The sequence below is a fragment of the Streptomyces sp. CC228A genome, from assembly GCF_021390935.1.
Classification (GTDB): domain Bacteria; phylum Actinomycetota; class Actinomycetes; order Streptomycetales; family Streptomycetaceae; genus Streptomyces.
In genome coordinates, this window is record NZ_JAJPUI010000006.1 from 171508 (window position 1) to 185114 (window position 13607).

At 74.7% G+C, this 13607-nt stretch carries 14 protein-coding genes; 9 read left to right on the forward strand and 5 right to left on the reverse strand.

All coding sequences use genetic code 11. From position 1 onward, the window contains the following. Positions 1-434 precede the first annotated feature (434 nt). On the forward strand, positions 435-1949 hold the full coding sequence (locus L6E17_RS18565) for an MDR family MFS transporter (protein WP_236241872.1): 1515 nt from the start codon (positions 435-437) through the stop codon (positions 1947-1949). Between the two features lie 388 nt (positions 1950-2337). Further along, on the forward strand, positions 2338-2523 hold the full coding sequence (locus tag L6E17_RS18570) for a hypothetical protein (protein WP_236241873.1): 186 nt from the start codon (positions 2338-2340) through the stop codon (positions 2521-2523). A gap of 171 nt (positions 2524-2694) precedes the next feature. Here the strand turns inward: L6E17_RS18570 and tatA are convergent, their stop codons facing one another. Then, positions 2695-2892: a Sec-independent protein translocase subunit TatA gene (tatA, locus tag L6E17_RS18575; protein ID WP_374109086.1), complete on the reverse strand. Its 198-nt coding sequence runs from the start codon at positions 2890-2892 to the stop codon at positions 2695-2697. A gap of 207 nt (positions 2893-3099) precedes the next feature. Between tatA and L6E17_RS18580 the strand changes: the two genes are divergently transcribed. After that, a complete protein-coding gene (locus L6E17_RS18580; protein ID WP_236241874.1) occupies positions 3100-3822 on the forward strand; it encodes a DedA family protein in 723 nt (240 codons plus the stop codon). A 167-nt stretch (positions 3823-3989) separates the two neighbouring features. Here L6E17_RS18580 and L6E17_RS18585 read toward each other — a convergent pair whose 3' ends face one another. Next, entirely contained in the window at positions 3990-4373 is a 384-nt protein-coding gene (locus tag L6E17_RS18585; RefSeq protein WP_236241875.1) for a VOC family protein, read from the reverse strand. A 278-nt stretch (positions 4374-4651) separates the two neighbouring features. Here L6E17_RS18585 and L6E17_RS18590 point away from each other — a divergent pair, with 278 nt between their 5' ends. From L6E17_RS18590 to L6E17_RS18600, 3 genes are all read left to right on the forward strand, one after another. After that, complete coding sequence (locus tag L6E17_RS18590; RefSeq protein WP_236241876.1) at positions 4652-4987, forward strand: helix-turn-helix transcriptional regulator; 336 nt, start codon at positions 4652-4654, stop codon at positions 4985-4987. Between the two features lie 2 nt (positions 4988-4989). Continuing rightward, positions 4990-5805 carry a cation transporter gene (locus L6E17_RS18595; RefSeq protein WP_236241877.1) on the forward strand — a complete coding sequence of 272 codons (816 nt, stop codon included), beginning with the start codon at positions 4990-4992 and terminating at the stop codon, positions 5803-5805. 82 nt (positions 5806-5887) lie between these two features. Next, positions 5888-6232 (forward strand): hypothetical protein, encoded by a 345-nt coding sequence (locus L6E17_RS18600; RefSeq protein ID WP_236241878.1) that lies wholly within the window; start codon positions 5888-5890, stop codon positions 6230-6232. Positions 6233-6784: 552 nt separating this feature from the next. Here L6E17_RS18600 and L6E17_RS18605 read toward each other — a convergent pair. Both L6E17_RS18605 and L6E17_RS18610 read right to left on the reverse strand, forming a co-directional pair. Beyond that, positions 6785-7816, reverse strand: coding sequence for a hemolysin family protein (locus tag L6E17_RS18605; RefSeq protein WP_236241879.1), 1032 nt, complete (start codon positions 7814-7816; stop codon positions 6785-6787). After that, entirely contained in the window at positions 7813-9165 is a 1353-nt protein-coding gene (locus L6E17_RS18610; protein ID WP_236241880.1) for a hemolysin family protein, read from the reverse strand. The genes L6E17_RS18605 and L6E17_RS18610 overlap by 4 nt, the downstream gene beginning before the upstream one ends. Before the next feature lie 914 nt (positions 9166-10079). On the opposite strand from L6E17_RS18610, the gene L6E17_RS18615 reads away from it, so the two are divergent. Both L6E17_RS18615 and L6E17_RS18620 read left to right on the forward strand, forming a co-directional pair. Beyond that, positions 10080-10298, forward strand: a complete 219-nt coding sequence (locus L6E17_RS18615) for a hypothetical protein (protein ID WP_236241881.1) — start codon at positions 10080-10082, stop codon at positions 10296-10298. 84 nt (positions 10299-10382) lie between these two features. Further along, positions 10383-11420, forward strand: a complete 1038-nt coding sequence (locus L6E17_RS18620) for a sporulation protein (RefSeq protein WP_236241882.1) — start codon at positions 10383-10385, stop codon at positions 11418-11420. Positions 11421-11780: 360 nt separating this feature from the next. On the opposite strand, the gene L6E17_RS18625 is transcribed toward L6E17_RS18620, so the two are convergent. After that, positions 11781-12818: a sodium:calcium antiporter gene (locus L6E17_RS18625; RefSeq protein ID WP_236241883.1), complete on the reverse strand. Its 1038-nt coding sequence runs from the start codon at positions 12816-12818 to the stop codon at positions 11781-11783. Between the two features lie 338 nt (positions 12819-13156). On the opposite strand from L6E17_RS18625, the gene L6E17_RS18630 reads away from it, so the two are divergent. Beyond that, positions 13157-13435, forward strand: coding sequence for a hypothetical protein (locus L6E17_RS18630; protein WP_236241884.1), 279 nt, complete (start codon positions 13157-13159; stop codon positions 13433-13435). Positions 13436-13607: the final 172 nt, after the last annotated feature.

Sequence of the window (13607 nt, forward strand, 5' to 3'; positions counted from 1 at the left end):
GGCGGCCGCCTGGGCGGCGGTGGGCGGTCGGCGGGTGGCCGGGAAGGCGGCCCGCGCGGCCGGGTGTCCGGTGCCGGTCGTATGACCGGGCGCGGCGGCCGGAGTCATCGCCGCCGGTGGTGTGTTCCGGGTCACTTGCCGGTGCTTGCGGGTGCGTGTGCGTCTCTTCGTGCCACGGCGTCGGGTGCGTTCCGCCGCGGACGCGCGGCGGCGGGCCGGGGTGGGCGGGGCCGACGCTGCGGGCGGGGCCGGTGGTCGCCCTCGGTGAGCGGACGTAAATCCGTACGAATCCGGGCGCGGATACGGAAGACTCCTGACGACCGATGACTTCTGCCAAGCGCGCCGGTCTGCCACGGCGTCATCACCCCACCGTCCGCGCCGACCGCCCTTGGCTGCGAGGCGACCGCGACCAGCAACCCCAGCGAGGTACCCCCATGACGACGGCGATCCACGAACAACCGGCCGGGAAGGCGGGCCGCACACCGCCCGTGGTGCGGCTGCTGGTGCTGGCCACGTTCGTGGTCATCCTCAACGAGACCATCATGCTCAACGCCATTCCGCGGCTGATGGACTCGCTGGACATCACCGAGCAGTCGGCGCAGTGGGTGTCCACCGCCTTCATGCTCACCATGGCCGCGGTGATCCCGGTGACCGGCTGGTTCCTGCAGCGGGTCACCACCCGTCAGGCCTACGCGATAGCGATGGGCGTGTTCCTCGCGGGGACCGCCCTGTGCGCCGTCGCACCGTCCTTCGAGGTGCTGCTGCTGGGCCGGACCGTGCAGGCCGCGGGCACCGCCGTGATGATGCCGCTGCTGATGACCACGCTGATGATCGTGGTGCCCGAGCAGGACCGCGGCCGCGTGATGGGCAACGTCACCCTCGCCATCTCGGTGGCGCCCGCGCTCGGGCCCGCCGTGTCCGGGCTCATCCTGCAGTTCGGCTCCTGGCGGCTGCTGTTCCTGGTCGTCCTGCCGATCGCCGCGCTGGTGACCCTCCTCGGGCTGCGCAGGATGGAGAACATCAGCGACCCGCAGGTCAGCTCCATCGACTGGCTCAGCGTCGGGGTGGCCGCACTCGGCTTCGGCGGGCTCGTGTACGGCCTGAGCCTGTTCGGCGAGGGCGGCGGCGGGGTCGGCACCGGAGCCGCCCTCACCGCCGCCGGGCTCGCGGCCATCGCGCTGTTCGCGGTCCGCCAGCTCAGGCTCCAGCGCGGCGGCGTGCCGCTGATGGACCTGCGCGCCCTCAGGCACCGCACCTTCACCCTGTCGCTGGTCCTCATGTCCGTCGGGTTCCTCTCGATGCTCGGCGCGATGATCCTGCTGCCGCTGTACCTGCAGAACCTGCGCGGGCTCAGCCCGTTGGAGACCGGGCTGCTGGTGATGCCGGGCGGCCTGATCATGGGCCTGCTGGGTCCGACGATCGGGAAGGCGTTCGACCGGTTCGGCAGCCGGCTGCTGGTGCTGCCCGGTTCGATCGGCATGGCGCTCGCCCTCTTCGGGCTGACGCAGGTCTCGCTGACGATGCCGTACTGGATGGTCCTCGGCATGCACGTGCTGCTGATGGTCAGCCTCGCGGCGACGTTCACGCCGTGCTTCACCCTCGGCATGGGCGGCCTTCCGCCGCACCTCTACTCGCACGGCAGCTCCATGCTGGGCACGCTGCAGCAGGTCGCGGCGGCGTTCGGCACCGCGCTCGTGGTGACGGTGATGTCCCTGCGGACCAGTGCGCTGGTCGCCGAGGGCACCGCGGCCGTGCCCGCGCAGATGAGCGGGATGAAGCTGGCCTTCGCGGTCGCAGCGGTCCTCGCCCTGGGGGCGGTCGCCATCGCCGCGAAGCTGCCGAACCGCCTCCCGGTCGCGGAGACCCCGGAGCACGCGGGTGCCGACGCCGACCCGTCCGCCGAGGAGACGGCGGTGGGCGGCACCGCCCCGGCCGGCGACCGCAGCTGACGGCACGTGCGGGGGCGGCCGGGCCGTCGCCGCCGCGGCGGCGGGTCGCCTCGGCACGGCGAGCCGGGGCTGCCGCCGCTTGCCGCGGCGGCCGGGTGCCCTGCCTTGCGGCAGGGGCGCCCTGGCCGTCGTCCATGACGCGGCGCCCGGGCCCCTGAGGCGGTGAGCCGGGGCCGTCGCCACGGCGGCGGCCGGGCCGACGCGGGGCCGGGGCGGAGACAGCCGTACGTGCCGACGCCGTCGGCGGCGTCCCCGGGTCCGCGGACGTGCCGACGCCGTCCCCAGGTCCGCGCATCGGCGCATGCCCTGCCCTGGCCGAGCGCCCTGACAGAGCCCCCTGACCGAGTCGGGGGGCTCCGCTGCTGCCGCGCCGGCACTGGTGGAAGCCGTGCCGCAGCCGTCCGCAGCCGGGGGAAGGGTCACCGACGAGCCGTGTGCGCAGGCGGCCGAGCACGACGAGGCCAAGGCGCTCGCCGCACTGATGCTCGCGATCGGCCGGGTCGGCTTCTTCATCCCCGTGGCGCTGATCGCCAAGCCGGTGCCCGGCCGGTCGTTCAGCGACCCGTGGAAGTGAGGCTTCCCGGGTAGGGCGCGGTGCCCGGGTCCTGCGGTGGGATCCGGACGGGCCGCCCCGCGGACGCCTGCGCCGCGGCCGGGAGCCAAGGGTCAGCCGGTTCGGGACCGTGCGGTGCCGGAGGTGTGCGGGAGGCTCGGTGACCGGGCGCGGCGTCGGCCGGCTGCGGAATCAGGCGGTCTTCTGGGACGGGGGAAGCGCCGGCTCCGTGCCGGCGGCACCGTCGTTCTTCATGGCCGCGGCCTCGCTCTTGAGGATGCGCGCGGACTTGCCGAGGGCTCGCGCCATCTCCGGCAGCTTCGCACTGCCGAACAGCAGGACGGCGACGGCCAGCACGATCAGGAGGTGGGACACACTGAAAGCACCCATGAAGATCACCTTCTTCGGACCGGGGCCGCCCCTGCAGGAAGCCTGCGGCCCACCAGTCCGGATCGTACCCGCCGCCTGTCGGTGACGGGTACGAGGAGGTGTGCGGGGAACTTCCGGCGGGCCCGGCGGGTCTTTCACCCCGTTGGTAGCTTGTTCACACCGTCTGTGGACCGACCGCGTCCACCGCCCCGCAGGAGCCTTCAGTCCGTGAACACCTCTTTCTCGACGCTCGCGCTCGGCCCGAGCTGGCTGGACCCTGACTTCCTGATCAACGAGTTCGGCCTCTACGGAGTCCTGGCGATCGTCTTCGCCGAATCGGGCCTGCTCATCGGCTTCTTCCTGCCCGGTGACTCGCTGCTGTTCACCACGGGGCTGCTGGTCACCACCGGCGTCCTCGACACCCCTCTCTGGCTCACCTGCACGCTCATCGTGATCGCGGCCGTCCTCGGCGACCAGGCCGGCTACATGTTCGGCCGCAAGGTGGGGCCGAGCATCTTCAACCGGCCGGACTCCCGCTTCTTCAAGCAGGAGAACGTCCAGAAGGCCCACGAGTTCTTCGAGAAGCACGGGCCGAAATCCCTGGTCCTGTGCCGGTTCGTACCGATCGTCCGGACGTTCACGCCGATCATCGCGGGCGTGAGCGGTATGAACTACCGCACATTCGTCACGTACAACATCGTCGGCGGTGTCCTGTGGGGCGTCGGCGTCACCTGCCTCGGCGCCTCCCTCGGGAAGATCGCCTTCGTGCGGGAGCACATCGAGGCGATCCTCATCGGCATCGTCCTGCTCTCCATCGTCCCCGTGGTCGTCGAGGTCCTCCGGGCGCGGTCCGGCTCCCGCAAGGCCAAGGCGGGCGGGGACGAGGTCCTCCACGGGCCGGCCCCGGTCGAGCCGGCCCCGGCGCGGCGCGGCCGGCACGCCAAGCGCTGAGCGCCCCGCCGGTCACCGCCGGGACGCGCCCCGGCAGCCGGCCACCGGCGGGTACGCCCCGGCAGCCGGCCACCGGCGGCCGCGTCCCGCGCCCGGCTGCCACCGGGCAGCCGGCCGGCGAACGGCCCCTGCGGTGAACGGCCCCTGCGGCGAACCGCGGCGAGCGGTCAGAGGGGCAGGATCCGGGCGCGGAGGAGGCAGAATTCGTTGCCCTCCGGGTCGGCCAGGACGTGCCAGGACTCTTCTCCGGTCTGCCCGACGTCGACGGGCCGGGCGCCGGCCGCGAGCAGTCGCTCCAACTCGGCCTGCTGGCTGCGGTCGGTGGGGCTGACGTCGAGATGCAGGGGCAGTTTCCCGGCCCGCGGGGCGTCGCTCGGGCTGAGGACCAGGACGGGCAGGGCGCCGCCGAAGCCCGTGTCGGGTGGTCCGATCTCGATGCTGCCGTCGTCCTCCCGGCCGAGTTCGACGTAGCCGAGCACCTCGCCCCAGAAGGCGGCGAGCCGCTCGGGATCGGCGCAGTCGATGACCAGCTCACTGATGCGGCATGCCATGCCCGGCAGTGTAGGCCCGGCAACTCCCTTGCGCAGGTGGGCACTCGGTCCCGCAGGAGGCCGCCCCGCCTCCTGTCCGAGGCCCGGTGGCGGCGGCAGCCGCCCTGCCCTGCCGACCCCGTGGCGGCGGCCGACCCGCCCGGACGGTCCGGCGGCGGGGCCGTCGCGCCCGCCGCGGGCGGGCGCGCGGTGGGAGCGGCCGTCGTCGCGCCCCGCCGCGGGGCGACCCACTTGGTTCATGGTTCCATGAATTCACCACTCCGTGTACTGTGGCGCCCATGCTGACCCTCGCCACCGATCTCGACGCCCTCACCCGCTTCGGGCGGGCCCTGGCCGACCCGATCCGCTGCCGCGTCCTGCTGGCGCTGCGCGAGGCCCCCGCCTACCCCTCCGACCTGGCCGACCGGCTCGGGATCTCCCGTACCCGGCTGTCCAACCAGCTGGCGTGCCTGCGGGACTGCGGCCTCGTCGTCGCCGTCCCGGAGGGCCGCCGCACCCGCTACGAACTCGCCGACGCGCGCCTCGGCCACGCCCTGGACGATCTGCGCACCGCCGTGGTCGCCGTCGCCACCGACCTGACCTGCCCGGACGCGGACGAGAAGGGCTGCTGCTGACCATGGCCGCGCAGACGCCCGCTCCCCTCGACGCGGCCACGGCGCGGCGCGACGCCCTGACCCGGCGCATACGCCTGCTGGTCGCCGCCACGATCGCCTACAACGCCGTCGAGGCCGTCGTCGCCCTCACCGCCGGCACGATCGCCTCCTCCACCGCCCTGATCGGCTTCGGGCTCGACTCCGTCATCGAGGTGTCCTCCGCCGCCGCGGTCGCCTGGCAGTTCTCGGCCCCCGACCACGCCGCGCGCCAGGCACGCGAGCAGCGCGCCCTGCGGGTGATCGCGGTCTCCTTCTTCGCACTCGCCGCGTACGTCGCCGTGGACGCCGTCCGCGCGCTCGCCGGCACCGCGGAAGCCGACCGCTCCGTCCCGGGCATCGTCCTCGCCGCGCTGTCGCTGGCGGTCATGCCGTTCCTCTCCCTCGCCCAGCGCAGGGCCGGGCGCGCACTGGGCTCCGCCAGCGCCGTGGCCGACTCCCGGCAGACCCTGCTGTGCACCTACCTGTCCGCCGTGCTCCTCGTCGGGCTGGTCCTCAACGCCACCCTCGGCTGGTCCTGGGCCGACCCCCTCGCCGCTCTCGCCATCGCCGCCGTCGCCGCCAAGGAGGGCCGCGACGCCTGGCGGGGCAAGGGCTGCTGCGCACCCGCCGTCCCGCACCCGCGGGCCGCCCCGGCCGCGCCGGCCGTACCCGCCGCGCCGGTCGGACCCGCCGCGGCCGACACCCCGGCCGTACCCGTCGCGCCCGTCGTCCCGGTCGCCGACCCGGGTCCCCGTACGGACGCCTGCGGCTGCCGCACCGGCTGCTCCTGCTGCGGCTGACGGCGGGCGCGGCGCACCGGGACGCTCGCCGTCGGGGAGCTGCGGCGCCCCGGCTGTCGGTGGCGGGTGAGAGGGTGCCGTCATGCAGGACGTACTGTGCGACGTGCCGGAGGCACCGCAGGAGCACGCCGTGATAGCCCGGTTCCACCTGGGCGGGGACGGTTTCGGTGACTCCGGCCAGTGGCAGTCGGTCTTCGAGGCCGAGCGGTCGATGGGCGACGCGGTCGCGGCCGCCGGTGTCGGCGAGGTCGACGGCGACGAGTTCGGCGGCGGCGAAGTCGCGATCTACGCCTACGGGCCCGACGCGGACGCGCTGTACCGGGTGATGGAGCCGGAACTGCGCGCGCTCCCGTTCCGCCCGGCCCACGTGGTGCTGCGCTACGGCGGGCCCGACGACGCCGCCGCGGGGCACCGCATCGACCTCTGACACCCGTCCGGCGCGGGCAGCGGGCGGGCGCCCTGCCCGCCCGCTCCGCCGGGCCGGCACGGCGGTCGCGGGTGCCGCGAGGTCACGGCTGCTTCCGGTGCCCCGCCCATCCCGCAGACACAGACCACCCGTTCGGCCTTCGCCCGTCTGCACGACACGGTCGTACCCGGGGGCTGCCCCGGCGGTCTGGAGGCACTGCCTGCGGGACCACGGCGTGGAGGCGGCCCCACCCGGGCCGTCGGCACGTGCCTGCGGACGGGGCCGCCTGACGCGTCCTGCGGACCGGTCAAGCGCGGCGGGCCCAAGTGGGCGTGCGGCACGAGTGTGAGGGTGGGGGCCGCTGCGGGGCGGCGCGGGCCTGCGCGGCGGGCCCCAGCGAACATGCGGCGCCGCCTGCGCGGCGGGCCTCAGTGAGCGTGCGGCGCAGGCTTGCGGGAGGGGCCGCTGCGGGGCGGCGCGGCCTCGGGGTGCCCGGGAGCGGCCCCGGAGCGGCCCCGGAGCGGCGGGGCTGACCGGGGCGTCCCCCGGCGACGGGGCGCCGGGGGACGCGGGTCAGGTCGCGGAGACGGTGCCGGGGGTGGGCCCCACCAGCTCCTCCAGGACGTCCTCCATGGTGACGAAACCGATGACCGTGCCCTTGTTGCCGGTGACCGCCGCGAGGTGGGTGCCGGCCGCGCGCATCGCGGTCATGGTGTCGTCCAGCGGGGTGTCCAGGGCGACCTTGGTGACCGGGTGCAGCGTGCTGCGCGGGAACGGCTTCGTGCGGTCGGCGGCGCCCAGGGCGTCCTTGATGTGGAGGTAGCCGAGGATCGTCCCGCCCGGTCCGGTGACCGGCAGGCGGGAGAAGCCGTGGACCGCAGCGGCGCGCTCCAGCTCCTGCGGCGTGGTCCCGTGGCCCACGGTCACCATGCGGTTCAGCGGCACCATGACCTCGCCGACCGGGCGGGTGCCCAGTTCGAGCGCGTCGCGCAGCCGGTCGCCGTCCTCCGGGTCGAGCAGGCCCGCCTCGCTGGAGTCCTTCACCAGGCGGACCAGCTCGTCGTCGGTGTAGACCGAGGCCACCTCGTCCTTCGGCTCGACCTTCATCAGGCGCAGGATCGCGTTGGCGAAGGCGTTGATGCCGAAGATGGCCGGGCGCAGGGCGCGGGTCAGGGCGACGAGCGGCGGGCCGAGGAGCAGGGCCGTGGGCGCGGGTGCGGCCAGGGCGATGTTCTTCGGGACCATCTCGCCGACCAGCATGTGCAGGTAGGTCGCCAGGGTCAGGGCGATGACGAACGCGATGGGGTGGATGAGCCCCTCCGGCACCCCGGCGGCCTGGAACGGCGGTTCCAGCAGGTGCGCGATGGCCGGCTCGGCCACGGCGCCCAGGATCAGGGAGGAGACGGTGATGCCGAGCTGGGCGGTCGCCATCATCGCCGACAGGTGCTCCAGACCCCACAGGGTGGTCCGGGCCCGGCGGTTGCCCTTGAGGGCGGCCGGCTCGATCTGGCTGCGGCGCACGGAGATCAGGGCGAACTCGGCGCCGACGAAGAACGCGTTCGTGAGGAGGGTGAGCGCGCCGATCAGCAGCTGGAGGGTGGTCATCGGACGGCCTCCTGGCTCAGCGCCGCGACCGGCTCGGCGGCCTCGGGGGCCGGGCCGGTGACGCGCACGCGGTCGGCGCGGTGGTGCTCGACGTGCAGCACGGCGAGCTGCCAGCCGTCGATGTCCAGGCGGTCGGTCACGGTGGGGATGCGCTCCAGGCGGGTGGCGACCAGGCCGGCCAGCGTCTCGTACGGGCCGTCGGGGGCGGTGAAGCCGATCTCCCTCAGCTGGTCGAGGCGGATGCTGCCGTCGGCGTGCCAGACGCGGCGGCCGTCGGCGGCGGGCTCGCTCTCGGCGAGGTCGGGGGTCTCGTGCGGGTCGTGCTCGTCGCGGACCTCGCCGACGACCTCCTCCACGATGTCCTCGACCGTGGCGACGCCGGCGGTGCCGCCGTACTCGTCGATGACCACGGCCATGGTGCGCGCCTCGCGCAGCCGGCCCAGCAGCTTGTCGACCGGGAGGGAATGCGGGACGAGCAGCGGTGTCGTGGCGAGGTCGGCGATCGGCGTCAGGCGCCGCTTGTCCTCGTCGAGGGCCAGGACGTCGCGGATGTGGACGGTGCCCACGACCTCGTCGAGGGAGTCGCGGTAGACGGGGAACCGGGACAGGCCGGTGGCCAGGGTGAGGTTCGCGGCGTCGGCCGCCGTCGCGTGGACCTCCAGCGCCTTGACGTCGACGCGGGGCGTCATGACGTTCTCGGCGGTCAGCTCGCCCAGGTGCAGGGTCCGCACGAACAGCTCCGCGGAGTCCGCCTCGATGGCGCCCTCCCGGGCGGAGTGCTTCGCGAGCGCGACCAGCTCCTCCGGTGTGCGGGCGGAGGCGAGCTCCTCGGCCGGTTCCAGGCCGAAGCGGCGGACGATACGGTTCGCCGTGTTGTTCAGGTGGTGGATCAGCGGCCCGAACGCCGCCGTGAAGCCGCGCTGCGGCGTCGCGACGACCTTGGCCACGGCCAGCGGCCGGGAGATCGCCCAGTTCTTCGGCACCAGCTCGCCGATGACCATCAGCACGACCGTGGAGGCGGCGACGCCCAGGAAGGTCGCCACGGACGACACGGCGGCGCCGGGCAGGCCCGCGGCCTCCAGCGGCCCCCGCAGCAGCACGGACACGGACGGCTCGGCGAGCATGCCGATGACCAGCGACGTCACGGTGATGCCGAGCTGGGCGCCGGACAGCTGGAAGGTGAGGCGCCGTACGGCCTTGAGCGCGCTTCCGGCTCCGCGCTCGCCCGCCTCGGCGGCGCGTTCGAGATCACCGCGCTCCACCGTGGTCAGCGAGAACTCAGCCGCGACGAAGACGGCGCAGGCCAGGGTGAGCGCGAGAGCGAGAAGCAGCAGGAGTACTTCGGTCACCGTGCCACCCCCCGTCCCCTCACGAGCGATCGGGATGCGGCACGGCCGGTACTGGGAGGTTCACCCATTGCGGGTCTGCTGCTCCTTCTCAGTGCGGAGGACCGCCGGCGGGCGGTCCTCGTGTGCGGTTGGCGGCGGGACGGGCGTCCCGGCCCACCCATGGTAAAGGGGTGGCAAAGCATCCGGGAAGAGCCGTCGACTCGTTGATCTACGCCTGTGTAGAGAACGCGTCGACCCTCCCTTGTGTTCCCCGGCAGCCCTCCCCCACACACCCGGCACGGGCGCACCCGGTACTCCGGGCAGGGACCCGCGGCCGCCCGTCCGTACGGCGGCGACCGCCGCGTCGGGGCAGCCGGGACGGCGACGGGGCCCCGCGCCCGGGACCTCGGGCCCGCGCCCGCCGGGGACCGGTGCCGGGCGCCGCTGGGTACTGCCGGGCGCGCGCTGCCGGGGGCGGCGGGGGCCACTGAGCGCTGCCGGGTACTGCCGGAGGTCCGCCGGGCGCTGCCGGGTGCCGGCGGGGGCCGCCGCCCATCCGAGGCCCGCGGCGGGGTGCGGCTCCCGTGCGGCCCGGCCCCGCCGTACCGCCTCGGATCCTGCGCCCCGGGCGCGGCGCCCCCGACACGGCGTCCCGCACGCGCCTTCCGGCACGTGGGGCGCGGCCGCGGAGGCGCCGCACGGCGTGCGCTCGGCGCGTCGCCGCACCCCGCCCGCGCAAGGGGGTGGCCCTGCGGCCGGTGGCCGGATCCGTGCCATACACCGTCCGTTCACCCCGGGCTGCCCCCATGGGAGTGCGTCCGGGCCTATGCTTCTACATACGTGTAGACGAAAGGCGGCACGGAGCGTCAGACGGCTTTTCTCACAGGCCCGTTGGCGTCGCTCCGGACCGCTCCATGACCTGTGGGAGGGGCTTCGTGGCTTCGATAGATCTCGACAAGGTGCTGGACAAGGCGTGGGCGGACAAGAGCCTGCCGGAGATCCTCGCCGCACCCGTGGACGCGCTGAAGGGCGTCTCCGAGAAGGACGGCGAGCTCCTGGACCAGGCCTTCGGCGTGAAGACGGTGGCCGACTTCGCCAAGCTCAAGTACGTCCGCTGGGCCCAGGCGCTCGCCGCCCTCGACGCGGCCAAGTAGCACACCCCTCAGGGGCCGCCGCCGGTACCGGCGGCGGCCCCCTCTCCGTACGGCAACGCGCAACATGAAGGAGTGGACGCCACGATGGTGTTCAAGCGACTGCTCGGGTCGATCGGCATCGGCGGCCCCTCGGTGGACACGGTCCTCACGCCCGGAGCGGTCCGGCCGGGCGGCGCCCTCACCGGCGAGGTCCACCTCAAGGGCGGCAGCGCCGACTTCGACGTCGAGCACATCACCCTGGAACTCGTCGCCCGAGTGGAAGCCGAACACGACGAAGGCGAGACCGAAGGCACCGTGGCCTTCGAGCGCTACACCGTCGCCGGCGGCTTCCGCCTCGCCGAGGGCGAGCAGCGCAGCATCCCCTTCAGCGTCACGCTGCCGTGGGAGACGCCCGTCAACGAACTGCACGGGCAGCCCCTCGGCATCGTCCTGGGCGTGCGCACCGAGCTGGGCGTGGCCGGCGCCAAGGACAAGGGCGACCTGGACCCGCTCGCCGTGGGTCCCCTGCCGGTGCAGGAAGCCGTCCTGGAGGCGTTCGGGCAGCTCGGCTTCGGCTTCCGGTCCGCCGACCTCGAATACGGGCACATCCGCGGCACCGGCCAGCAGCTGCCGTTCTACCAGGAGATCGAGATGACCCCCGCGCCGCAGTACGCGCACCAGGTCAACGAGATCGAGGTCACGTTCCTCGCCAACCCCGCCGGGATGGAGGTCGTCGTGGAAGCCGACAAGCGCGGCGGCTTCTTCTCCGGCGGCCACGACGCCCTCAACCGCTTCACCGTCCACCACGACGACGTGGCCCACACCGACTGGAACAGCACGGTCGAGAGCTGGGTGCGCAGCCTCGTCGACCGGGGCGGTCACGGCGGCCACGGCGGCCACGCGGTGTACGGCTCGCAGGGCGCGTACGGCCACGGCGACCCGTACGCCCACAAGAGCGACCACCACGGGCACCACGGGCACGATGACCACCACGGCCACCGGTCCGGGCCCGGCATGGGCACGGCCATCGCCGCCGGCGCCGCCGGCCTCGCCGTCGGTGTCGCGGGCGGCCTCGTCGCGGCCGAGGTCGTCGACGAGGTCGGCGACTTCTTCGAAGGCGACGACGAGGGCGACGAGGGCTGATTCCGGCGGGTTCCCGCGCCGCCGCGGGAACCCGCCGGGCCGGGCCGCCCGCCCGTACGGGCTGAGGGCGGCTCCGGCCCCCTCGCACAGCGGGGCCCGGCCGTCCCGGGCCCCGGCCGTCCCGGGGCCCGACCGTCCTGGCGCCGGTCGTCCTGGCGCCGGTCGTCCTGGCGCCCGGTCCGCACGTGGGCCGGTCCGCACGGGAGCCGGTGGCGCGTGGGCCGGTCCGCACGGGTTCGGCGGTCCGCGCGGGAGCCGGTGACCGGCCGGCCCCGGGTTCGCGCCGCCGACGCCGTACGGCCCCGGGCGCTGCTGCCGGCGGGGCCGTCGCGGCAAGGGCCGCCGCAGGGCCGGGCCGGCTCAGAACGTGAGGACGGCGACCGTGCCGAGGTACAGCACGACCAGCAGGATCCCGTCGAAGCCGACACGGAGCCACCCGGTCTTCTGCCGCAGCAGCAGCCCGCCCAGCAGGACCGCCGTCATCACGATCGCACTGGTCGTCAGGAACAGCTCCTGGGGCGCGGCTTCGTGGTAGAGCGAGCCGCCCCGGTAGAAGACGTCGCCGACCACGAGGTTCAGGGCGTCCAGGCAGTTGCCTCCGACGACGGCGGCGATCGCCAGCGTCACGGCGCCCCGCCGCACGGCGGCGATCGAGGTCACGGTCTCCGGCAGCGCGTTCACCAGGCCCATGAGCACCGCCCCGACGAACCCCGCGCTGAGGTCGGTGTGATCCAGGATGCCGTCCGCCGCCCGCGCCACCGCCCAGCCGCCGACGACGACCAGACCGGCCAGCAGCGCGAACCTCCACCAGAGGCCGGAGGTTCGTACGTCTGCCTCCGGCGAGTCCTCGGCGGGGACGTCGGGCACCGTGTCGCGGGTGGCGACCGCCCGCCACAGCGGCTGCTCCTGCCCCCGGATCAGGCGCAGGCCGCCGAGGTAGAACGCCACCATCGCCAGCGACGCGGGATGCACTCCCGCCACGCTGGCGTCGGGCCCGAGGGACGCCATGACGGAGATGCCCAGCAGTCCGATGAGCAGGCAGCCGAACAGCATGTTCTTGACGGAGGCGGCGGCGTGCTCCAGGTTCACCCCGCGCAGGAAGGCGTCCGCGACGGCGATGGCGACGGTCTGCGCGGCGATCCCGCCCACGGCGTTCCCGTACGCGAGCCGGGGCTGGTCCAGCCCCGCGCTCACCGCGGTCATCACGATCCCGGAGAGCGAGGTGACCAGGCCGAACAGCACGGCTCCGAACAGCGCCTCGCCCCAGCCCGTCCGATCGGCGAGGGCGTCTCCGAGCGCGGCGAGGCGCACACTGCACACGACCGTCACAGCCGTGGCCACGGCGAAGACCGCGAGGCTCCAGCCCAGCGGCCACTGCCCGGTCAGGAACTCAGTCACACGAGCCTCCGGCGTCTCCCGAGGTCGGCTCCGGGACCGCGGGAGACCACGTCGACGCCCCGCCTGCCGGGCCGGTTCCGTAGCCGCTCATGCCCCCACCTTCCCAAAGCACTCCCCCCGAGTCGGCCCATGCCGCCACAGGCGGGCGCGGCGGCCCGACCGGCCCGCCGGGCACCGGTGACTCGGATCGCGGGACGCGCGCGGCGGGCGGCGGGCGGCGCGGGCGGGCGAGGGTAAGCGGACGGGAAACAGCTGCCCCCGATGCGGTCAAGCCCGGGCCGCGGCCGCCCCGTTGGGGGTACCCCGGGTGTGGAGTCGGTTGCGGCCGAGGGAGTGACATGGGTGACCGGAACGTGAACCGCGGCCACGGGGCGGGGTGCCGGTGCGCGGCGGCGGACGACAAGGACCCGACGGCGTGCGAGGGCCCCCTCACGGCGGTGACGGTCGTGACGGCGGACGGTACGGAGATCACGGGCTGCGTGCGGCACAGCGCGCGGCAGTTGGCCAGCCTCCAGGGGGCTCGGCTGCACCCGATGGCGGCACTGCTGCCCTGGGCGGTGGACGTCTACTGCCGCGCCGCCGAACTGCCGCCGTTCGCGTGGCAGGTGGGGCTGTAGCGGCAGGTGGGCCCGTGGCGGCAGGCGGGCCCCGCCGGCGGTCGGCCCACCCCGGGGAACCGGCGGCGGGCCCCGGCGGCGGTCGGCCCGCCCGGGGGACCGGCGGCGGGTCCACACGGAAGGGCCAGGGCCCCGGCGGTGAAGGCGTCGGCGCCGTGCCGGGGCCTGGTGG

What these genes read in the sequence shown, in the direction of transcription:
- L6E17_RS18630 (WP_236241884.1), top strand. Translation starts at nt 13,157, where the DNA reads ATGGGTGACCGGAACGTGAACCGCGGCCACGGGGCGGGGTGCCGGTGC.
- L6E17_RS18605 (WP_236241879.1), bottom strand. Translation starts at nt 7,816, where the DNA reads ATGACCACCCTCCAGCTGCTGATCGGCGCGCTCACCCTCCTCACGAAC.
- L6E17_RS18620 (WP_236241882.1), top strand. Translation starts at nt 10,383, where the DNA reads ATGGTGTTCAAGCGACTGCTCGGGTCGATCGGCATCGGCGGCCCCTCG.
- L6E17_RS18600 (WP_236241878.1), top strand. Translation starts at nt 5,888, where the DNA reads ATGCAGGACGTACTGTGCGACGTGCCGGAGGCACCGCAGGAGCACGCC.
- L6E17_RS18565 (WP_236241872.1), top strand. Translation starts at nt 435, where the DNA reads ATGACGACGGCGATCCACGAACAACCGGCCGGGAAGGCGGGCCGCACA.
- L6E17_RS18585 (WP_236241875.1), bottom strand. Translation starts at nt 4,373, where the DNA reads ATGGCATGCCGCATCAGTGAGCTGGTCATCGACTGCGCCGATCCCGAG.
- L6E17_RS18595 (WP_236241877.1), top strand. Translation starts at nt 4,990, where the DNA reads ATGGCCGCGCAGACGCCCGCTCCCCTCGACGCGGCCACGGCGCGGCGC.
- tatA (WP_374109086.1), bottom strand. Translation starts at nt 2,892, where the DNA reads ATGGGTGCTTTCAGTGTGTCCCACCTCCTGATCGTGCTGGCCGTCGCC.
- L6E17_RS18590 (WP_236241876.1), top strand. Translation starts at nt 4,652, where the DNA reads ATGCTGACCCTCGCCACCGATCTCGACGCCCTCACCCGCTTCGGGCGG.